Annotated in this window: 11 protein-coding genes and 1 tRNA gene; 10 read left to right on the top strand and 2 right to left on the bottom strand. The window is 68.2% G+C overall.

Going from position 1 to position 22,192, the window contains the following annotated elements; genetic code table 11:
• Positions 1-296 precede the first annotated feature (296 nt).
• The 3 genes from gltB to pyk all read left to right on the top strand — a co-directional run bounded on the left by gltB (position 297) and on the right by pyk (position 8,153).
• Positions 297-5,012, top strand: coding sequence for a glutamate synthase large subunit (gene gltB / locus RF646_RS04805; RefSeq protein WP_368835351.1), 4,716 nt, complete (start codon positions 297-299; stop codon positions 5,010-5,012).
• Complete coding sequence (locus RF646_RS04800) at positions 5,005-6,468, top strand: glutamate synthase subunit beta (protein ID WP_035962101.1); 1,464 nt, start codon at positions 5,005-5,007, stop codon at positions 6,466-6,468. The genes gltB and RF646_RS04800 overlap by 8 nt, the downstream gene beginning before the upstream one ends.
• A gap of 182 nt (positions 6,469-6,650) precedes the next feature.
• The gene (gene pyk / locus RF646_RS04795) at positions 6,651-8,153 is read left to right on the top strand and encodes a pyruvate kinase (RefSeq protein ID WP_368835350.1); all 1,503 of its coding nucleotides are present in this window, start codon (positions 6,651-6,653) and stop codon (positions 8,151-8,153) included.
• A 602-nt stretch (positions 8,154-8,755) separates the two neighbouring features.
• Here pyk and RF646_RS04790 read toward each other — a convergent pair.
• Positions 8,756-8,837: transfer RNA gene (locus tag RF646_RS04790), tRNA-Leu, on the bottom strand.
• Between the two features lie 195 nt (positions 8,838-9,032).
• Between RF646_RS04790 and RF646_RS04785 the strand changes: the two genes are divergently transcribed.
• From RF646_RS04785 to rpsA, 4 genes are all read left to right on the top strand, one after another.
• Positions 9,033-9,767, top strand: a complete 735-nt coding sequence (locus tag RF646_RS04785; protein ID WP_035962094.1) for an ANTAR domain-containing response regulator — start codon at positions 9,033-9,035, stop codon at positions 9,765-9,767.
• 136 nt (positions 9,768-9,903) lie between these two features.
• The gene (gene polA, locus RF646_RS04780) at positions 9,904-12,792 is read left to right on the top strand and encodes a DNA polymerase I (RefSeq protein WP_368835349.1); all 2,889 of its coding nucleotides are present in this window, start codon (positions 9,904-9,906) and stop codon (positions 12,790-12,792) included.
• A gap of 129 nt (positions 12,793-12,921) precedes the next feature.
• Complete coding sequence (locus tag RF646_RS04775) at positions 12,922-14,319, top strand: GNAT family N-acetyltransferase (protein WP_098054468.1); 1,398 nt, start codon at positions 12,922-12,924, stop codon at positions 14,317-14,319.
• 185 nt (positions 14,320-14,504) lie between these two features.
• The gene (gene rpsA / locus RF646_RS04770) at positions 14,505-15,974 is read left to right on the top strand and encodes a 30S ribosomal protein S1 (RefSeq protein ID WP_035962088.1); all 1,470 of its coding nucleotides are present in this window, start codon (positions 14,505-14,507) and stop codon (positions 15,972-15,974) included.
• An 86-nt stretch (positions 15,975-16,060) separates the two neighbouring features.
• Here the strand turns inward: rpsA and RF646_RS04765 are convergent, their stop codons facing one another.
• Positions 16,061-16,783, bottom strand: a complete 723-nt coding sequence (locus RF646_RS04765) for a YigZ family protein (protein ID WP_368835348.1) — start codon at positions 16,781-16,783, stop codon at positions 16,061-16,063.
• Between the two features lie 159 nt (positions 16,784-16,942).
• On the opposite strand from RF646_RS04765, the gene RF646_RS04760 reads away from it, so the two are divergent.
• The 3 genes from RF646_RS04760 (at position 16,943) to uvrB (ending at position 22,144) form a co-directional block, all read left to right on the top strand.
• Positions 16,943-19,315 (top strand): dephospho-CoA kinase, encoded by a 2,373-nt coding sequence (locus RF646_RS04760; RefSeq protein ID WP_368835347.1) that lies wholly within the window; start codon positions 16,943-16,945, stop codon positions 19,313-19,315.
• The gene (coaE, locus tag RF646_RS04755) at positions 19,308-19,934 is read left to right on the top strand and encodes a dephospho-CoA kinase (RefSeq protein WP_368835346.1); all 627 of its coding nucleotides are present in this window, start codon (positions 19,308-19,310) and stop codon (positions 19,932-19,934) included. Before RF646_RS04760 ends, coaE begins: the two co-directional genes overlap by 8 nt.
• Positions 19,935-19,996: 62 nt before the next feature.
• A complete protein-coding gene (uvrB, locus tag RF646_RS04750; RefSeq protein WP_368835345.1) occupies positions 19,997-22,144 on the top strand; it encodes an excinuclease ABC subunit UvrB in 2,148 nt (715 codons plus the stop codon).
• Positions 22,145-22,192: the final 48 nt, after the last annotated feature.

The raw sequence follows: 22,192 nt of genomic DNA, 5'->3' as shown, positions 1-22,192 counted from the left end.
CACGCGGACCCCGCAGAGCTCTTCACGACTCCGCGGGGCCCGCGTCGTCGTCCGTGCGATCCGTCACGCATGTTCATGTGACATGGCCTACGTGGTAAATTACCCGAGCACCGTGCCTGTCCCGCTCATCCGTGGGACCCGCCGGTTCGATCCACGGCCCACGGGCCGCTTCCTTCCGCAACGGGGCGGACACGCGCGTCACCTGGATCCCGCGTCGCCCGCTGCGCACCCACCGAGTGCTCCCCGGGCCTCGTCCGACGCATTCGACCTGCCGGCCCTTGGTGAGGAGTACCGCCATGAGCAGTGACCAGATAGCAGCCCCGAACTCCCGCGAGCAGCATCGCGTGAGCACCACGGATCCCGTCCACCGGGATGCACCCGAACCACGCGACGCCGCCGAACCGGTGTCCCCGTTCGAGCGTTTCTCGGCGGTGCCCGAGGATCAGGGCCTGTACCGCTCGGAGGACGAGAAGGACGCGTGCGGTCTGGCCGTCGTGGCCACCCTGGACGGCGTGGCCTCCCACGACATCGTGGACGCCGCGCTCACGGCCCTGCGCAACCTCGAGCACCGCGGTGCGGTAGGTGGGGACGAGGGCACCGGGGACGGCGCCGGTCTGCTGACCCAGATCCCGGACGAGTTCCTGCGCGAGGTGGTGGACTTCCCGCTGCCGCCCCAGGGGGCCTACGTGGTGGGCACGGCGTTCATGCCCACCGGCGGTAAGCACCTCGAGGAGCTCAAGCGCTCGCTTGAGGAACTCGCCCGCATGGAACGCCTCACGGTCCTGGGCTGGCGGGACGTCCCCGTGGTCGACGACGCCGTGGGCGCGTCCGCGCGCGCCGTGATGCCAACGTTCGTGCAGTTCTTCGTCTCCGACAGCAGTCACAACGAGCGGGCGGCGTCCCTGTTTGCGCAGGACGCAACGTCCTACGATCCCGTGGCCGCCCAGCTCGAACTGGACCAGAAGGCGTTCCGCGTGCGCAAGCGCGCGCAGAACAAGTTCGGGGTGTACTTCCCGTCCTTCTCGTCCCGCACGCTCGTGTACAAGGGCATGCTCACCACGGCTCAGCTCGAACCGTTCTACCCGGACCTGTCCGATCCGCGGTTCACGACCAAGCTCGCGGTGGTGCACTCGCGCTTCTCCACCAATACGTTCCCGTCCTGGCCGCTCGCCCAGCCCATGCGAACGCTCGCGCACAACGGTGAAATCAACACCGTGGTGGGCAACCGCAACTGGATGCGCGCACGCCAGTCCACGCTGTCCGGGGCCGTGCTGGGCCGCCAGCCCGAGGACCTGTTCCCCATCTGCTCGGAGGGCGCGTCCGACTCGCAGTCGCTCGACGAGGTCGCCGAGCTGCTCCAGCTCGCGGGCCGGCCCGTGACCGAGACCATGCTCATGCTGATCCCGGAGGCGTGGCAGAACCATGAGACCATGGATCCGCAGCTCAAGGCGTTCTACCAGTACCACGCCACGCTCATGGAGCCGTGGGACGGTCCCGCGTGCGTGTCCTTCACGGACGGCGTGCGCGTGGGCTCGGTCCTGGACCGTAACGGGTTGCGCCCGGGGCGGTTCTGGCAGACCGACGACGGTCTGGTGATCTTCGCCTCCGAGGTGGGCGTCGTGGACGTGGGGGAGCGCGTCGTCGTCCGCAAGGGCCGGGTGTCCCCGGGGACCATGTTCCTCGTGGACACGGACGAGGGCCGGATCGTGGAGGACAGCGAGATCAAGGCCGAACTCGCCGCCACCAAGCCGTGGCAGGACTGGGTGCGGGACTCGGTGCTGCCCATCACGGAGCTGCCCGAACGCGAGCACATGACCCACCCGCCGCACTCCATCCGGTTGCGGCAGAAGACCTTCGGCTACACCGAGGAAGAGCTCAAGCTGATCATCGGTCCCATGGCCGTAGCCGGCGCCGAGCCCATCTACGCGATGGGCACGGACACGCCCGTGGCGGTGCTGTCCAACCGCTCGCGGCTGTTGTTCGACTACTTCGTGCAGTCCTTCGCGCAAGTGACCAACCCGCCGCTCGACGCGATCCGCGAGGAACTCGTCACGTCCATGGCCGGTGCCGTGGGGCCCATGGCCAACATGCTCTCCACGCAGCAGACCCGGACGCGCCAGATCCAGCTGAACTTCCCGGTGATCGACAACGACCAGCTGGACCAGTTCGTGCACCTGGACGACGACGGCGTGCCCCTGAGCCTGCGCGTGCGCGGGCTGTACCGCCCCGTGGACGGTGCGGACTCGCTGCGAGCCAGGATCGCGGAGATCTGCGAGAAGGTCTCCGCGGCCGTGAACCGCGGGGTGCAGTTCGTCATCATTTCCGACCGGGATTCCAACGGCGTGTGGGCTCCCATCCCGTCCCTGCTGCTGACTTCCGCCGTGCACCACCACCTGTTGCGCTCGGCGACCCGCACCAAAGTGGCCCTGATCGTGGAATCGGGGGACGTGCGGGAGGTCCACCACGTGGCCCTGCTGCTGGGCTACGGGGCGTCGGCCGTGAACCCCTACCTGGCCATGGAATCCGCCGAGGAACTCGTGCGCCGCGGGGAGATCCGGGGGGTCACGGAAGAACAGGCCGTGGCGAACCTCATCAAGGCGCTGGGCAAGGGCGTGCAGAAGATCATGTCCAAGATGGGCATCTCCACCGTGCAGTCGTACTGCGGTGCGCAGACGTTCGAGGCCCTGGGCCTGTCGAGCGAGCTCGTGGACGACTACTTCGCGGGCACACGGACCCAGATCGAGGGTGTGGGTCTGGACGTGATCGCCGCGGAGATCCAGTCCCGACACCGCCTGGCCTATCCGGAGGACGGCGTCACCGAACCGCACCGGGACCTCGCCACGGGCGGCGAGTACGACTGGCGCCGCGAGGGACCGCGGCACCTGTTCGACCCGCACACGGTCTTCCGGTTGCAGCATGCGACCCGCACGGGCCGCTACGACATCTTCAAGTCCTACACGTCCCGCGTGGACGACCAGGCCAAGGAGCTCGCGACCCTGCGCGGACTCATGAGTTTCGCGTCCACGCGCGAGCCCGTGAACATCGACGAGGTGGAGCCCGTGAGCGAGATCGTCAAGCGGTTCTCCACGGGTGCCATGAGCTACGGCTCGATCTCCGCGGAGGCCCACGAGACGCTCGCGATCGCCATGAACCGTCTGGGCGCCAAGTCCAACACGGGCGAGGGCGGTGAAGACGTCGAGCGGCTGATCGACCCCGAGCGGCGTTCGGCGATCAAGCAGGTGGCCTCTGGCCGGTTCGGGGTCACGAGCCTGTACCTCGCGACCGCGGACGACCTGCAGATCAAGATGGCCCAGGGCGCCAAGCCCGGCGAGGGCGGGCAGCTCATGGCGCAGAAGGTCTACCCATGGATCGCGCGCACGCGCCACGCGACCCCGGGGGTTTCGCTGATCTCCCCGCCGCCGCACCACGACATCTACTCGATCGAGGACCTCGCGCAGCTGATCTACGACCTCAAGCACGCCAACCCTCGCGCTCGCGTGCACGTCAAGCTCGTGTCGGAACGCGGGATTGGCACGGTCGCGGCGGGCGTGACCAAGGCCAAGGCCGACGTCGTACTGGTCTCCGGTCACGACGGCGGCACGGGCGCGGCGCCCCTGAACTCGCTCAAGCACGCGGGCATGCCGTGGGAGCTGGGACTCGCGGAGACGCAGCAGACCCTGCGGCTGAACGGGCTGCGCGAGCGCGTGGTCGTGCAGGCGGACGGCCAGCTCAAGACGGGGCGCGATGTCGTCGTCGCCGCGTTGCTGGGCGCCGAGGAATTCGGCTTCGCCACGGCGCCGCTCGTGGTGGAGGGCTGCATCATGATGCGCAAATGCCATCTGGACACGTGCCCCGTGGGAGTTGCCACGCAGAACCCCGAACTGCGCAAGCGCTTCACGGGCAAGGCCGAGCACGTGGTGAACTTCTTCGAGTTCATTGCTCAAGAGGTGCGCGAGATCCTCGCCGAACTCGGGTTCCGCAGCATCGCGGAGGCCGTGGGGCACGCCGAGGTACTGCGCACGCGGGAGGCCGTGGCGCACTGGAAGGCCAAGGGGCTGGACCTGAGCCCCGTGCTCGATTCGTTCCGCGCAGAAGGGGTCACGGACGGACTGCGCAACACCGGCGTCCAGGACCACGAACTCGAGAAACACTTCGACACGAAGCTCATCCCGCTTGCGCAACCGGCGATCGAACGCGGTGAACCCGTGCGCGTACAGGAACGCGTGATCAACACGGACCGCGCCGTGGGCACGATGCTCGGATACACCGTGACCAGCGCGCTCGGGACCCGGGAACTGCCGGATGACACGATCGACGTGACCCTGACCGGTCAGGCCGGCCAGTCGCTGGGCGCCTTCGTGCCCCGCGGTATCACGCTGCGGCTCGAGGGGGACGCGAACGACTACACGGGCAAGGGCCTTTCCGGCGGACGGATCGTCGTGCGGCCCCCGCGCGACGCCGGATTCGTGGCCCACGAGAACGTGATCGCGGGCAACGTGATCGGTTACGGCGCCACGAGCGGCGAGATGTTCTTCAACGGCACCGTGGGGGAGCGCTTCCTGGTGCGCAATTCCGGGGCCACCGCGGTGGTCGAGGGCATCGGTGACCACGGCTGCGAGTACATGACCGGGGGTGTGGCCGTGGTGCTGGGTGAGACGGGCCGCAACTTCGGGGCCGGGATGTCCGGCGGTGTGGCATACGTGCTGGACCTGGACGAGCGGGACGTGAATAAGCAGGCCCGCGAGAGCGGTGAACTGCACCTCGAGCACCCGGACGCCAACGACCGTGAGTTGCTCGCCGACCTCATCAAGCGCCACGGTGAGGAGACCGGGTCCGAGTTCGCGCGTCAACTGCTCGCGGACCCGGACCGCACGATGTCGCGCTTCACCAAACTGCTGCCGCGGGACTACTCCGCGGTGCTCGCACTGCGCAATGAGGCCGAAGCCGCCGGGGACGACCCGGACGGCGACGGCACCTGGCACAAGATTCTGGAGGTGACCGGCCGTGGCTGATCCCCGTGGTTTTCTCAAGGTCCGCACACGCGAGGACCGTCCCAAGCGCCCCGTCCCGGTGCGCCTCATGGACTGGGCGGAGGTGCAGCAACGCCAGGAGGCGGGGACGCTGCACGAGCAGGCCGGGCGCTGCATGGACTGCGGTGTGCCGTTCTGTCACCAGGGGTGTCCCCTGGGCAACCTCATCCCCGAGTGGAACGACCTCGTGTGGCGTGACCGGTGGGACGAGGCCTCCGAGCGGATGCACGCGACCAACAACTTCCCGGAGTTCACCGGGCGCGTGTGCCCCGCGCCGTGCGAGTCCTCGTGCGTGCTCGGGATCAATCAGGAGCCCGTGACCATCAAGCAGGTCGAGTACGCGATCGGCGAGAAGGCGTTCGACGACGACCTCATCAAGCCCTACGTCCCGCAGCGGCTCGTGGGCAAGACGATCGCGGTGGTCGGTTCCGGTCCCGCCGGACTCGCGGCGGCCCAGCAGCTCACGCAGGCGGGGTTCACGGTGGCCGTGTACGAACGGGACGACCGGATCGGCGGTCTGCTGCGCTACGGCATCCCCGACTTCAAGCTCGAGAAGTCCGTGCTCGAACGCCGGCTCGAGATCATGCGCCAGGAGGGCACCAAGTTTCGCCCGGGCGTGGAGATCGGCACGGACATCACGTGGGACGCGCTGCGCAGGCGTTACGACGCCGTGATCGTGGCCACGGGTGCCACGCGGCCCCGTGAGCTCGCGATCCCCGGCCGTGAGCTCGCGGGGATCCACTACGCCATGGACTTCCTCGTGCGGGCCAACCACCTGGTGGCCGAGGACCACGTCCCCGACCCCATCGACGCGCGCGGCAAGCACGTGATCGTGTTGGGTGGCGGTGACACCGGTTCCGACTGCATCGGCACCGCGCTGCGCCAAGGTGCGGCGTCCGTGACGTCGCTCGCGATCGGTCGCAAGCCTCCCGTGGACCGCGCGGACGAGGAACCGTGGCCCATGATGCCCCGGGTCTTCGAGGTCTCCACGTCCCACGAAGAGGGTGGCGAACGCACGTACCTGGCCTCCACGGTGGAGTTCGTGGGGCAGGACGGCCGGGTCACGGGACTGCGCGTCGCGGAGACCGAGTACCGCGAGGACGGCTCCCGCGGTCCCGTGGCCGGCACCGAGAAGGTGTTGCCTGCGGACCTGATCCTGCTCGCCCTGGGATTCACGGGCAACGAGTCCCGCGAGCTCACCGAGCAGCTACCCGTAGCGCTGGACTCCCGGGACAATGTGGCGCGGGACGAGACCTACATGACCGCCGTGGACGGGGTGTTCTCGTGCGGTGACGCAGGTCGTGGGCAGTCGCTCGTGGTATGGGCCATCGCGGAGGGCCGGGCGTGCGCCGCTCACGTGGAACGCCACCTTACAGGCCAGACCCGGTTGCCAGAACCCGTGACCCCGTCCGAGCGGGCGATCGACCTGAGCCTGTGACCCGCCCGCATCCGTGATCCTCCCGGCACCCGCCATGAGTCCTGCCATATCAATTCCCAGGGCTCGTTGCTAAGGTAGGAACGGACATCGGCGAAGCGGCCGCGGTCGGGCAGCACCAGGCTGCTCAACCCGGCCGCTTCGTCATATGCACCAACCATCCGCCATTCGAAAGGGAGTCACCCATGCGTCGAGCGAAGATCGTGGCCACCATCGGCCCCGCCATCTCCTCGTACGAGAACGTCACCCAGGCGATCCAGGCCGGAATGAACGTGGCTCGCCTCAACATGAGTCACGGTGACCACACCGTGCACAATACGTCCTACGAGAACCTGCGCCGGGCCAGCGAAGAGCTGGGCACCACGGTCGCGATCCTCGCGGATCTGCAGGGGCCCAAGATCCGGCTGGGCAACTTCGCGGACGGCCCCCATGCGCTGGACGTGGGTGACACCTTCACGATCACGATCGAGGACGTCCCCGGCTCCAAGGAGCTGTGCTCCACGACCCACAAGGGCCTGCCCGGCGACGTCAACGTGGGGGACCCGCTGCTGATCGACGACGGCAAGGTCGCCCTGCGCGCCACGGCCGTGTCGGACACCGCCGTCACCACCGAGGTCGTGGTCGCCGGGACCGTGTCCGACCACAAGGGCATCAACCTCCCCGGCGTGGCCGTCAACGTCCCCGCACTGAGCGAGAAGGACGAGGCGGACCTGCGCTGGGCCCTGCAGCGCGGCGTCGACATCATCGCGCTGTCCTTCGTGCGGGACGCCCAGGACATCACCCGGGTGCATGAGATCATGGCGGAGGAGGATCGCAAGATCCCCGTGATCGCCAAGATCGAGAAGCCCCAGGCCGTGGATGCGCTGCACGAGATCATCGACGCGTTCGACGGCATCATGGTCGCCCGTGGCGACCTCGGTGTGGAGCTGCCGCTGGAGGCCGTGCCGATCGTGCAAAAGCGCGCGATCGAGCTCGCCCGCCGCTGGGCGAAACCCGTAATCGTGGCCACCCAGGTGCTCGAGTCCATGATCGACAACCCGCGCCCCACGCGCGCCGAGGCCTCGGACTGCGCGAACGCCGTGCTCGACGGCGCGGACGCCGTGATGCTCTCGGGCGAGACCTCGGTGGGCAAGTACCCCATCAAGACGCTCGAGACCATGTCGAACATCATCCTGGCCACCGAGACGCAGGGCATGGACCGCATGCCCCCGCTGGGCACCGAGCCCCGCACGCGCGGCGGCGCCATCACCCGCGCGGCGGTGACCATCGCCCGGCAGCTGGACGTGAACTACATCTGCACGTTCACCCAGACGGGTGACTCGGCCCGCCGGTTGTCCCGGTTGCGCCCGGAACGCCCGATCCTCGCGTTCACCCCCGAGAAGAGCGTGCAGGCGTGGCTGCAGTTGCTGTGGGGCGTCCAGCCCATCCGGGTGGATCGGGTGGAGCACACCGACGACATGACTCGTCAGGTGGACCACTACCTGCTCCAGCATGATCTCGCCAACACCGAGGACATGGTCATCATCTGCGCCGGTTCGCCCCCGGGCCGCGCCGGGTCCACCAACCTCGTGAAGGTGCACCGCGTGGGCGACCTCCAGGACGCCGGCGAGGCACCCCAGCGCGAACCCCGCGAGCGCGTGGGGCCGTGGGGCGGCATGGCCGGTTCCGCCACGTGGCGGGAGCCGTGATCGGTCGCTGACCCACGCGGGTCGCCCGTATGGCGGATCGCTGCGAGCGGTTCTCGTCGCGGCACCTGCGCGTGGGTGTCGACCCGATGTTCTAGTGGAGTAAAGGCAGTCCGGACGCCGTCCGAGCTGCCTTTACTCCACTCTGCGTGCTGACCGTGGACGCTGATCGATCGCGCGAACAGCGGCTGGGGCCCTACGGTCTCCGAAAGGTTTTGCTACGCGCCTTGATCGGGGAGCCGGTCCCGCATGAGGGATTCGAGCAGCGTGATGGGCAGGGGCCGGTCGTAGGGAAACTTGATGAACCCGGCGCCGTACTCCTCCCCCGCAGCCGCTTCCCGTGACTGGTGGGGTGCGAAGAACTCGGGGGTGAACCGCAGGGAGCAGTGGTGCTTGAAGTTCTACAGCATCCACAGAGTGGTGTTGTCGTCGAGCACGGGCGGGCCTCCCCATTGCTGACAAGTTCCCGACCGGTCCACCCACCCGCCCGACCACGGATGCGGGAAGACCCACGACCCCCGTGCATTCGCCCTGTGTTCGGCCACGAAAAACGGCCCCGCGGGTGCGAGGCCGTTCCAAAGGTGCTCCGACGGAGCGAGTTGTCGTGCCCAAGGTGGGACTCGAACCCACACATGTCTCCATACTGCATTTTGAGTGCAGCGCGTCTGCCAATTCCGCCACTTGGGCATGTCCGGGAAGGGGACCGTAGTGCGGGCCACCGCCGCCGGTGCGGATAACAGCATACATGATGGGTCTAGGCTGGAGACCGGTCCGCCCCTTCCGCGCCCGGGGGTGTGATGTGTCCCATGAGGCGCGTTCGCGGCACTCGTGGTTGGATGCCGTGTCGACACGACCAAGTTGTCCCCAAACCTAGGAGTCCCCGTGACGGATTCGTCGAACACCCCGGAGCCCACTGCGCCCGGGGCACAACGGTCGGGCGCCGCAGACCCTGACGCCGCGCAGCCCGACACCGCCCGCGCCGAGACGACCCACGTCGACGCCGCGCCCGCCCAGGACCACGCCGCCCGTTCCGAGGCGCAGGGTTCCGAAGCCAAGACGGTCGTCGTCGCGGAGGACGAGGCGCTGATCCGCATGGACATCGTCGAGATGCTCGAGGACGCCGGGTACCGCGTGGTGGCGCAGGCGGAGAACGGGGAGCGCGCCGTCGCCCTGGCCTCCGAACACCGCCCGGACCTCGTGCTCATGGACGTGAAGATGCCCGTGATGGACGGGATCACCGCCGCCGAGCAGATCGCGCAGGACCGGATCGCGCCCGTGGTACTGCTCACCGCGTTCAGCCAGCGCGAGCTCGTGGAGCGTGCGCGGGAGGCCGGCGCCATGGCGTACGTGGTCAAGCCGTTCACCGTGGACGACGTGGTGCCCGCGATCGAGATCGCGATGTCTCGTTTCGAGGAGATCACGGCCCTCGAGAGCGAGGTCGCGGACATGAAGGAACAGTTCGCTACGCGCAAGCTCGTGGAACGCGCCAAGTCGCTGCTGCAGACCAAGATGGGTCTGTCCGAGCCCGAGGCGTTCCGCTGGATCCAGAAGACGTCCATGGATCGCAGGCTGTCGATGCGCGAGGTGGCCGAGGCGATCATCAGCCAGGTGGCCTGACGCCCCCGGGGCCCAGCTCGTCCCGGGCCGCACGCGGAACGCGCCCGAAGCTGTCCCTGGCCGTGCGGCGTCCCGCGTCCGAGCCCGTGTTCCGCCGGCGCCTGTGCCTGTCCGGGGGTGGCCCTAGGATGGAGCCGTGACTGAGACGAGCAAGCAGGCCAGCCAGGACGTCCCTGAGACCCGCACCGTGGTGATCGGCGAGAAGACCGAGCACCCGCAGGAGGTCTCGCTGCCCGTTCCGGTGTCCCGGCCCGAGAAGCGCTTGCTACTGATCGACGGCCACTCCCTGGCGTTCCGCGCATTCTTCGCGCTATCCCGCGCTGCCGAGTATGGTGGGGGCCCCGGTTTCGTGACGTCCGACGGCGTCCACACCGAGGGCGTCTACGGATTTGTGAACACCATGGTCAAGCTCGTGCGCGAGGAGAAGCCCACCCACCTGGTCGTCTCCTTCGACCTCGAGGGCCCTACCCTGCGCTCCCAGGAGTACGGGGAGTACAAGGGCGGCCGGGACGAGACCCCGGAGGAGTTCCACGGGCAGGTCCCCAACATCCGACGCATCCTCGAGGCTGTTGGCATTCCGATCGTCACGAGCGAGGGCCACGAGGCGGACGATGTCCTGGCCACGCTCGCCACCACGGCCGCCGCCGAGGACTTCGAGGTGCTCGTGTTCTCGGGTGACCGGGACGCGTTCCAGATGATCACGGACCACGTGACGGTGGTCTACCCGGGCCGCACGCCGTCGGACCTGCGCCGCATGGACGCGCAGGCGGTCTTCGAGAAGTACAAGGTCGCCCCGCAGAACTACCCGGACCTCGCCGCGCTGACGGGGGAGACCGCGGACAACCTACCGGGTGTGCCGGGCGTGGGTCCCGGCTTCGCGGCCAAGTGGATCACGTCCTACGGTCCCGTGGAATCGCTGCTCGAGCACGCGGACCGGATCACCGGCAAGAAGGGCGAGGCCCTGCGCGAGCACGAGGACCTCGTGCGGCGCAACCGCAAACTCAACCGCCTGGTCACGGACCTGCCCCTCGGCGTGGACCTGGATCACGCGGTACTGCCCGAGGCCGATCCCGAGCGGGTCGGCGTAGTCTTCGACGAGCTCGAGTTCGGTGCCCAGTTGCGCGGGCGTCTGCTCGAGGCCTTCGGTTCCCACGCTTCCGACGACGACGCCGCCACGGTTCCCGAGGTCACCGACGTCACCCGGGTGCGCACCGCCCAGGAGTTCAGCGATTGGCTGGACGCGGGGGAGAAGGACGTGCCTATCGTCGTCCGCCGCTTGGCGCACGACCCCAAGGCACCCTCCGGCGCGGAGGTGACCACCCTCATGCTCATGAACCAGCGCGGTGCCGCCGTGGACCTCGTGACCGCGGACCAGGAGCTGACCATCGCCGTCGAGGAATGGCTCGCAGACCCGGCGGCGCCCAAGATCGTGGACGGCCTCAAGGACCTGTACCACGGTCTGATCCAGCGCGGGATCGAGCTCGCCGGTGTCGTGGACGACGTCCAGCTCTCCGGCTACCTCGTGCGGCCCGCGCTGCGTTCCTACGAGCTGGACGCCCAACTGAGCCACCACCTGGAGGTGGAGGTGCCCCGCGCGGACGAGTCCGCGGCGTCGGAGAAAGACGGACAGACCGAACTCGCGCTGGACGCGTCGGACGAACAGGACGAGCTGGCCGGTGTGAGCGACGCCGAACTGCGTCGCCAGGCCACGCTCGGTTCCGCGTGCCGGCAGTTGAGCGAACACCTGCGCGGGCTGCTCGAGGCCGACGGCCAACTGGGGCTGCTCACGGATCTGGAGATGCCCCTCGCCGTGATCCTCGCCCGGATGGAGGCCACGGGGATCGCGATGGACCGCCCAGGTATCGACCGGTTGTTCGACGACCTCCAGCAACCAATCGACCAGGCCTTCGAGCAGGCGCAGGCGCAGATCGACCACGAGATCAACCTGGGTTCCACCAAGCAACTGCAGGTCGTGATGTTCGAGGAACTCGGCCTGCCCAAGACCAAGAAGACCAAGACCGGGTACACCACGGACGCCGCGGCGGTCGCGGACCTGCTCGGACGCGTGGACCCCGAGACCCAGGGTTCGCGGTTCCTCGTGGCGCTCATGAACTGGCGCGAGTACTCCAAGCTCAAGCAGATCGTGGCCGGATTGCGGGACGCGATCGCCGAGGACGGGCGCATCCACACCACGTACCAGCAGACCGTGGCGGCCACCGGACGGCTGTCCTCCACGGGTCCCAACCTGCAGAACATCCCCGTGCGCACCGAGCAGGGCCAGCGCATCCGCGACGTGTTCGTGGTGGGGGAGGATTCCCAGGGCCCGTTCGAATGCCTCATGACCGCGGACTACTCCCAGATCGAGATGCGGATCATGGCCCACCTGTCCGGGGACGAGGGCCTGATCGAGGCGTTCCGTGGCGGGGAGGACCTGCACCGGTTCGTGGGCTCGCGCGTGTTCGACGTGGCCCCGGAGGACGTCACCCCTCAGATGCGTTCCAAGGTCAAGGCCATGAGTTACGGCCTCGTCTACGGGCTGAGCTCCTACGGCCTGTCCCAGCAGCTGAACATCGGCGTGGACGAGGCCCGCACCATGATGAGCGGCTACTTCGAACGCTTCGGCGGCGTGCGGGACTTCCTGCGCGGCGTCGTCGAGGAAGCCCGTTCCAAGGGCTACACCGAAACGATCGACGGGCGACGCCGCTACCTCCCGGACCTCACGAGCGACAACCGCCAGGCCCGCCAGGCCGCCGAGCGCATGGCCCTGAACGCACCCATCCAGGGCTCGGCCGCGGACATCATCAAGAAGGCCATGATCGGCGTGGACCGGGCCCTGCGCGAGGACGACCTGCGCTCGCGGGTGCTGCTGCAGGTCCACGACGAACTCATCGTGGAGGTCGCCCCGGGGGAGACGGAGCGGGTCGAGGAGATCCTGCGCACCGAGATGGCCGGGGCCGCGGAACTGACCGTGCCCCTGGACGTCAACGTGGGTACGGGGCGGACATGGCACCAGGCCGCCCACTGACCGCCTGAGCGCACGGACCACTCAGCCCGCCGCTCGGCGCCGCAGCAGGCCGTGCACCCAGCACCACACCCGCCACCGCGCGGCGGGCCACGGCACACCCGAACCGCCCGAGTCACGACGAGGAGCATCATGAACGCGACACCCCGGCACGAGCAGACCCGCGAGAGCGAGTACAGCGCCCGCGGGAACGACTACGTCCTGCGCCGCTTTCTCGCGAACGAGGGTGGCACGGACGCGAACCCCGAGTTCGTGGAGTGGAACCGGGCGGTCGCCCAGGGGTTCCACGGCCGTGAACCGGGGCAGGAGGCCACCGAGCGCAACCTGCGATCGATGCGCGCCGCTGGCACCCGGTTCCGCGCCGCATACACCGCGGACCCCGTGCCCACAGCCGCGCTGGGGGCCGAGCGACCCGTGGCCACGTTCTGCTCGTGGGACTCGGAGCTGACGCTCGGGGAAGGGCGCAGCGTGCCCGCGTGGTTGGTCTCTGAGGTCACGGTGCGCCCAACCCATGCCCGGCGAGGACTGTTGCGCCGGCTCATGACCACCGACCTGACCGAGGCCCACGAGGCGGGGTTCCCGATTGCGGCGCTCACCGCCTCCGAGGCCACGATCTACGGTCGCTTCGGTTTCGGTGCGGGCACGTTCAACACCGAGATCACGGTGGACGCGCACACGCGGTTGCAGTTGAAGGCCCCGACCGTGGGCACGGTGGAAATGGCCGACAACCACGCCGTGGCCGAGCTGGCGCCGAGCATCTTCGATCGCTTCCACCGCGTGACGGCGGGTTCCCTTACGCGCACTCAGAAGTGGTGGGACATTATCTCCGGTCGGTGGAACTGGGACCAGGAGGGCGCGGATCCTGAGATCCGCACCGCGGTGCACTACGACGCCCGGGGTGAGGCGGACGGCTACGTGAGCTACAAGTTCGTCTCCACCCAGGGGTTCCAGGGGTACCTGAAGGTCGTGGACCTCGTGTCCCCGAGCTCGCAGGTGCGCATCGCCCTGTGGGAGTACCTGTGCAACCTGGACCTCGTCACGGAGGTGCGCTACAACAGCGCCCAGATGGAAGACCCGCTCATGTGGGGCATGGTGGACATGTCCGCCTACACCGTGCGCAAGCGCTACGAGCGACTGTGGTTGCGCGTCCTGGACCCGGTGGCGGCCCTGTCCGCCCGGCACTACACGTCCCACCGCAAGGTCAGGATGTCGGTCGTGGACTCCATGGGCTTCGCGGACGGGATCTACGAGATCGACACCACCGGTGATGCCCCCCGCGTGGAACGCGTAGCGGACCGCCCGCGCACACAGGACGATCTCGCGGGGAAGTCCATGCCCGCCGTGGAACTGCCCGACGGCGCGGACGTCGCCCTGAACGTCGATTCGCTCGGCTCGCTGTACCTTGGGGCCGTCAAGGCGTCCACGCTGCACTACGCGGGCCTGCTGCGCGTGCGCGACGACGCCGCCCTGCGGGACATCCAGGCGCTCATGTCCACGCCCACCCACCCGTACTGTATCTCCCCGTTCTGAGCGCCGCTCGCGCAGCGCGCGGACGCACCCTCCAGGCTTGAACCGGCACGGTTTCGGGCCTAGACTGGAGCGGTGCGTGTATTCGCACGCCCACATCAAGCGTGACGTCGCCAATCCGGTGCGCCCCACAGGGCGGGGTCGGTGACACCAAACCATCACATCAATTTCATCGGAGTCCCTACTACATGACCACCACCACCCAGCAGGTCGCCGTCAACGACATCGGAACCGAAGAGGATTTCCTCGCCGCTGTCGACGCGACCATCAAGTACTTCAACGACGGCGACCTCGTGGAAGGCACCGTCGTCAAGGTCGACCGCGACGAGGTCCTCCTGGACATCGGGTACAAGACCGAAGGTGTCATCCCCTCTCGTGAGTTGTCCATCAAGCACGACATCAACCCCGATGACGTCGTGGCTGTGGGTGACGAGGTGGAGGCTCTGGTCCTCACCAAGGAGGACAAGGAAGGTCGCCTGATCCTCTCCAAGAAGCGCGCTCAGTACGAGCGCGCCTGGGGCGATATCGAGAAGGTCAAGGACGAGGACGGCGTCGTCACCGGCACCGTCATCGAGGTCGTCAAGGGCGGCCTCATCCTGGACATCGGCCTGCGTGGCTTCCTGCCCGCCTCCCTCGTGGAGATGCGCCGCGTCCGCGACCTCGCTCCGTACATCGGTCAGCAGCTCGAGGCCAAGATCATCGAGCTGGACAAGAACCGCAACAACGTGGTGCTCTCCCGCCGTGCATGGCTCGAGCAGACCCAGTCCGAGGTGCGCGCCAACTTCCTGCAGCAGCTGCAGAAGGGCCAGGTCCGCACGGGCACCGTGTCCTCGATCGTCAACTTCGGTGCGTTCGTGGACCTCGGCGGTGTTGACGGTCTGGTGCACGTCTCCGAGCTGTCCTGGAAGCACATCGACCACCCCTCCGAGGTCGTCGAGGTCGGTCAGGAAGTCACCGTCGAGGTGCTGGACGTGGACATGGATCGCGAGCGTGTGTCGCTCTCGCTCAAGGCCACCCAGGAAGATCCGTGGCAGCTGTTCGCCCGCACCCACGCTCTGGGTCAGGTCGTCCCCGGCAAGGTCACCAAGCTGGTTCCCTTCGGTGCGTTTGTTCGCGTCGAGGACGGCATCGAGGGCCTCGTGCACATCTCCGAGCTGGCGCAGCGTCACGTGGACATGGCCGAGCAGGTCGTCTCCGTGAACGAGGAGCTGTTCGTCAAGGTCATCGACATCGACTTGGACCGCCGCCGGATCTCGTTGTCCCTCAAGCAGGCCAACGAGGGTGTGGACCCGGACTCCACCGAGTTCGATCCCGCCCAGTACGGCATGGCCGCCGAGTACGACGAGCAGGGCAACTACAAGTACCCCGAGGGCTTCGATCCCGAGACCAACGAGTGGATCGAGGGTTACGAGGAACAGCGCGCCGCGTGGGAGGAGCAGTACGCTCAGGCCCAGGCCCGCTGGGAGGCTCACAAGGAGCAGGTGCGCAAGCACCTGCAGGAAGACCAGGATGCGGCGACCACCTCGTCCTCCTCGTCCTCCCCGAGCCACTCCTCCGGCCCCACGAGCTACTCCTCCGAGGCTCCGGCCGAGGACGCCGGGACGCTCGCGTCCGACGAGGCCCTCGCCGCTCTGCGCGAGAAGCTCACCGGTCACTGAGTCGCACGCGGCGGCACGTCGGCCCGTGAGCTCGCCGTGAGGTGAATCCGAAAGGTCCCGCTCCCCGTCACGGGGAGCGGGACCTTTCACATGTCGGGGACGTCCTCCCACCGGGCGGGTCCCTCGTGGACGCTCGCGTGGCCCGCGGTGATGCTCGCAAGGGCTGCCCGGGCGTCGTCGATGGCGCCGGGGAGGTCCGCCACGAGCAGGCGCAGGGTCGCGTCCGCGGAGCCGTAACCGGTGGGCAGGACCGTGAACCCGCGGGCGCGCATCTGGGACTCCACGCGGCCGGCCTCGGCGTAGGGGAGCGGCAGGGTCAGTTCGCGGCAGCGCATCCTGCGCACCAGCGGGGCGGTGTCCAGCGCGGCGGTCACGGCACCGGAGTAGGCGCGCACGAGCCCGCCGGCCCCGAGCTTGACCCCGCCGAACCACCGCACGACCACGCCACACACGTCCGAGAGGTCACCGGCCTCGTCCGCGGTGCGTTGCCGGGTCGTGGCGTGCGCGGTCAGCGCCTGCAGCATGGGCGTGCCCGCGGTACCCGCCGGTTCGCCGTCGTCGGACGAGCGCGTCGTGGCGCGCGTGGGTCCGAGCACGAACGCCGAGCAGTGGTGACGGGCGTCCCGGTGCTCGGCGGACACACGGGAGATGAACTCGCGGGCTTCCGCTTCCGTGTCCACGCGGGTGAGTAGTGCCAGGAACCGCGACTTCTTGATCTCAAGCTCCGCGCTGTGCACGATGCCCCGGCGCGGGACGGTGTAGGACACGCGCGAGTCCGCGGCGTCGTGGGAGAGGGATTCGGCGGGCACACCACCAGTGTAGGGACGCGCCGATCCGGGGGCTCGTGGCCGCGCGGGGGGCCCGGGACGGTCCCGGGGCGCCCGCTCTGAGCACGGGAGGGCCACTACAGTGAGACCTGCCGCGCCGATGCGCCCACGTGCCACCGCCTCCCATCGGAAAGCTGACCTGTGCTCAATCGTCTTCACGACCGACTGGGGTTGCGCACGACCCCGTCCATCTTCTTCGTCTCGGCCGCGCTGGTCGTCGTCTTCACGCTCGGCATGAGTCTGTTCCCGGGGCCCGTGCAATCGGTCTTCGGCGTGGTCTCCCATGCGTTGCGCTACCAGACGGGATGGTTCTACACCTTCAGCGTGACCGCTCTCGTGATCTTCGCGATCGGTCTCGCACTGAGCCGCTACGGTCGCGTGAAGATCGGCGACGACGATTCCGTCCCGGAGTACTCCGGGATCGCGTGGTTCGGGATGCTCTTCGCGGCGGGCGTGGGCGCCGTGCTGATGTTCTGGGGTGTGGCTGAACCCATCAACCACTACGCGAACCCACCCATGTACGGCACCGAACCCGCCTCGGACCGCGCCGCGGTGGAGGCCCTGAACATCGCCAACTTCCACTTCGGCGTGCACATGTGGGCGATCCTCGCCGTACCCGGTCTGACGTTCGGGTACTTCACGTACAAGCGCAAACTGCCCCCGCGCGTCTCGTCCGCGTTCCACCCGGTGCTCGGGGACGGGATCCACGGCCCGTGGGGAAAAGCGATCGACGTGCTCTCGATCGTCGCGACCGTGTTCGGGCTCGCGGTGTCCGTGGGGCTCGGGGCGCTGCAGATCAACAGCGGCCTCACGTACGTCTACGGCATCCCGATGGAGGGGTGGATCCAGGCGGCCATCATCGCGCTGATCACGGCGGTGGGCCTGACTTCCGTGCTCGCGGGCATGGAGAAGGGCGTCAAGCGACTGTCGTACGCGAACATCGTCCTGGCCGTGGCCCTGTTGTTGTTCGTGCTCATGGCCGGGGCCACAATGGACACGATGCGCAGCATCGTGGAATCCGTGGGTGGCTACGTGAACCAGTTGCCCACGCTCGCGTTCTTCAACGACACGTTCGGCGGCGGCACGTGGTCCGGTGACTGGACGGTGTTCTACTGGGCCTGGACCGTCACATGGGCGCCGTTCGTGGGGATGTTCGTGGCCAAGATCTCGCGCGGGCGCACGATCCGCCAGTTCGTGGTGGGGGTGCTCGGCGTCCCGTCGTCGTTCGTGGCGGTGTGGATGGCCATCTACGGCTACAGCGCGATCCGCATCGACCGCGCTCCCGAGACGCAGGGCAGTCTCACGGACACCATCGTCACGCAAGGCAACGTGGAGGCCGCTCTGTTCCAGTTGCTCGGATCCATGCCGTGGTTCGCGGTCACCGCGCTCGTGGCGCTCGTGGTCATCACGATCTTCTTCATCACCTCGATCGACTCTGGCGCGCTCGTGATGGACGCGATGGCCAATGGGCACGAGGACGAAGGCCCGCGCCGGCAGCGGATCTTCTGGACGCTCGCCGTGGGCGCGGTGTGTGCGGCGATCATCACGACCTCCGGCGAGAACGGGCTCAACGCCCTGCAGGAGGTCATCATCGTGATCGGTGCTCCCGTGATGGTCCTGGAGGTCATGCAGGCCGGGATGCTGTTGCGGGCGTTACGCCAAGATGCCGGTACCGCGCGTCCCATGCGCACGCGGCAGTGGAAGAAGGTGCTGCCCGCGGAGGAGTACCACCGCAGGGCGCAGCAGGACACCGCCGCGATCGAGGACTACGTCATCCGTCCCGAGTACGAGGTGGGCACCGAACCCGATCACGACACCCATCAGCCCCGCACGTGGCACTGGCAGCGGGAGCAGGAGGGCCGGCCGGTGTTCCAGCTCGCGCTCACCGGTGGGCTGTCGGCGGGCAAGCACACCGTGGCCCGCGAGTTCGAGGCGCTGGGCGCCGTCGTCGTGGACAGCTCAGCGCTGTGGGGCGAGCTCCTGAGCCCGGGCACGGACACGCGCGCGGACGTCGAGCGCGTCTTCGGGGAGCAGTTGCGCGCCCGGGGGGTCTCTTCGCAGGACAAGGCCGCTGCGGCCGAGGAGCTCGACGACCTGATGACTCACAACGACGCCGCCAGGGCCCGCGCCCACGAACTGTTGCTCCCCGCGCTGCGGGAGGCGGCGCGGCGTCGTGCCCGGGACGCGGGACCCGACAGCGTGGTCGTGCAGGTGATCCGGGACCCGCTCGAGGCGGACCAGGGGGACCGGTTTGACCTCGTCGTGGCCGTCGACGCGCCCGTGGAGGACCGGGTGCGGAGGTTGCGCGCGGGTAAGGGCCTGCCCGCCGAGGACGCGTGGGACCGGGTGGACGTGGCCGCCGGGCCGGAGGAGATCCGGGCGGTCGCGGACGAGGTGATCGTCAACGACGGTGACCTCCACGGTCTGCGGGAGCGCTCCCGCGAGATCTGGCGCGACCACGTGCTCCCGGCACTGGGCCGGGACCAGGACACGGAAGGACACCGTCATGACTGAGCTGTTGCGCAGACCCGGCCACACCGAGACCCTGCGGGTCGGGCTGACGGGCGGGATCGCCTCGGGCAAGTCCACCGTCTCGCGGCGGCTGAGCGAGCTCGGGGCGCTCGTCGTGGACGCGGACGCGATCGCCCGGGCCCTGCAGGAACCGGGGGAACTAGGCTACGAGGCCATGGTGGCCCACTTCGGTGAGCGGATCGTGCAGCCGGACTCGGGCGCACTGGACCGCGCGGCGGTCGCGGCCATCGTGTTCGACGACCCCGAGCAGCTCGCGGCCCTGAACGGGATCATCCACCCGCTCGTGCGGCGCGAGACCGCGCGGCTCGTGAGTGAGGTACCGCCGGGGGGAGTGGTGGTCCACGACATCCCGCTGCTCGTGGAGACCGGTCAGTACGGGACGATGGACGAGGTGCTCGTGGTGCAGGCGCCCGAGGACGAGCGGGTGCGGCGGATGGTCGAGGACCGCGGGATGAGCCCGGAGGACGCACGCCGCCGGATCGCGGCCCAGGCCACCGACGAGCAGCGCCGGGCGGTGGCCACGGCAGTCCTCGACAATTCCACGACCATCGAGGACCTGCTCGCGCAGGTGGACGAGTGGTGGCGCACGCGGGTCCTGTGAGCAGTTCCGGAGCGATGCGAGCCGCCCGGATCCGTGTCTGAGTCGGCGCGTACGCTGGGTCCATGTCGCTCGCGCAGAAGATCAATCGTGTGGTCGCCCCGTTCGAGGTCGTGTCCGAGTACCAGCCCGCCGGTGACCAGCCCAAGGCCATCGCGGACCTGTCCCGCCGGATCGAGGGCGGGGAGAAGGACGTGGTACTCATGGGCGCCACGGGCACGGGTAAGTCCGCGACCGCCGCGTGGCTCATCGAGGCCGTCCAGCGGCCCACGCTGTTGCTCGTGCAGAACAAGACCCTGGCCGCCCAGCTGGCCAACGAGCTGCGCGAACTGCTGCCCCACAACGCCGTCGAGTACTTCGTCTCCTACTACGACTACTACCAGCCGGAGGCCTACGTCCCCCAGACGGACACCTTCATCGAGAAGGACTCCTCGATCAACGAGGAGGTCGAGCGGTTGCGGCACTCCGCGACCAATGCCCTGCTGACCCGCCGCGACACCGTGGTGGTCTCCACCGTGTCCTGCATCTACGGTCTGGGTACCCCGGAGGAGTACGTCAAGCAAATGGTCACCCTGGCCGTGGGCCAGGAGATGGACAGGGACACCCTGCTGCGTCAGTTCGTGAACATGCAGTATGTGCGCAACGACCTGGACTTCCACCGCGGGACGTTCCGCGTGCGCGGGGACACCGTGGAGATCATCCCCATGTACGAGGAACTCGCGGTGCGCATCGAGTTCTTCGGGGACGAGATCGAGGCGATCTACACGCTGCACCCGCTCACGGGGGAGATCGTAAACGAGGAGCAGGAGATGTACGTCTTCCCCGCCTCGCACTATGTGGCCGGTGCGGAACGCATGGCCTCGGCGATCGAGTCCATCCAGAAGGAGCTGCAGGAGCGGCTGCAGGAGCTCGAGTCGCAGAACAAGCTCGTGGAGGCCCAGCGGTTGCGCATGCGCACCACGTACGACCTCGAGATGATGGAACAAATGGGCTACTGCAACGGGATCGAGAACTACTCGCTGCACATTGACGGCCGCCCGCGCGGTTCCGCTCCCCACTGTCTGCTGGATTACTTCCCGGACGACTTCCTGCTCATCATCGACGAGTCCCACGTGACCGTGCCGCAGATCGGTGGCATGTACGAGGGGGACATGTCCCGCAAACGCACGCTGGTGGAACACGGCTTCCGGTTGCCGTCCGCCATGGACAACCGCCCGCTGAAATGGGACGAGTTCCTGGAACGAATCGGGCAGACCATGTACATGTCCGCGACCCCGGGGCCGTACGAGATGTCCAAGGTGGACTCCGTAGTGGAGCAGATCATCCGCCCCACGGGACTCGTGGACCCCCAGGTGATCGTCAAACCCACCAAGGGTCAGATCGACGACCTGCTGGAACAGATCGAGTTGCGCGTGGAACGCGACGAACGCGTCCTGGTGACCACGCTGACCAAGCGCATGGCGGAGGACCTCACCGAGTACCTCATGGAACACGGTGTGCGGGTCCAGTACCTGCACTCTGACGTGGACACCCTCAAGCGCGTGGAACTGCTGCGGGACCTGCGCATGGGCACGTTCGACGTCCTCGTGGGCATCAACCTGTTGCGCGAGGGCCTGGACCTGCCCGAGGTCTCCCTCGTGGCCATCCTGGACGCGGACAAGGAAGGCTTCCTGCGTTCCACCACGTCCCTGATCCAGACGATCGGTCGCGCCGCCCGTAACGTCTCGGGTGAGGTCCACATGTACGCGGACAAGATCACCAATTCCATGAACGTTGCGATCGAGGAGACCAACCGCCGCCGGGAGATCCAGGTCGCGTACAACGAGGAACACGGGATCGATCCGCAACCGCTGCGCAAGCGGATCGCGGACATCACCGATCAGTTGGCACGCGAGGACGAGGACACCCGCACCCTGCTGGCCCAGCGCGCCGCCGCCAACAATCACACCGCTCCTGTCAAGGGCGGTAAGGGCAAGGCCACAGGCAAGGCCACGGGTAAGGATCAGGCCGCGGCCGCCGCGGAGTCCAAACTGCTGCGCGACGGTGTCGCGGCCGCACCCGCCGAGGACCTCGTGGATCTGATCGAGGACCTCAGTGAGCAGATGCGCAACGCGGCCGCCGAGCTGAAGTTCGAGCTGGCCGGGCGGCTGCGGGACGAGATCGCGGACCTCAAGAAGGAACTGCGGCGCATGAAGGACGCCGGCCACGCGTGAGCCGATCGCACCCCTCACGGCGAGTTGTTAGTCAGGTAAACTTCCCAA

The organism is Kocuria sp. CPCC 205261, from assembly GCF_040981025.1.
Taxonomy (GTDB): domain Bacteria; phylum Actinomycetota; class Actinomycetes; order Actinomycetales; family Micrococcaceae; genus Kocuria; species Kocuria marina.
Note: the sequence above shows the minus strand (reverse complement) of the source record. Positions and strands in the feature narration are given on the sequence as shown.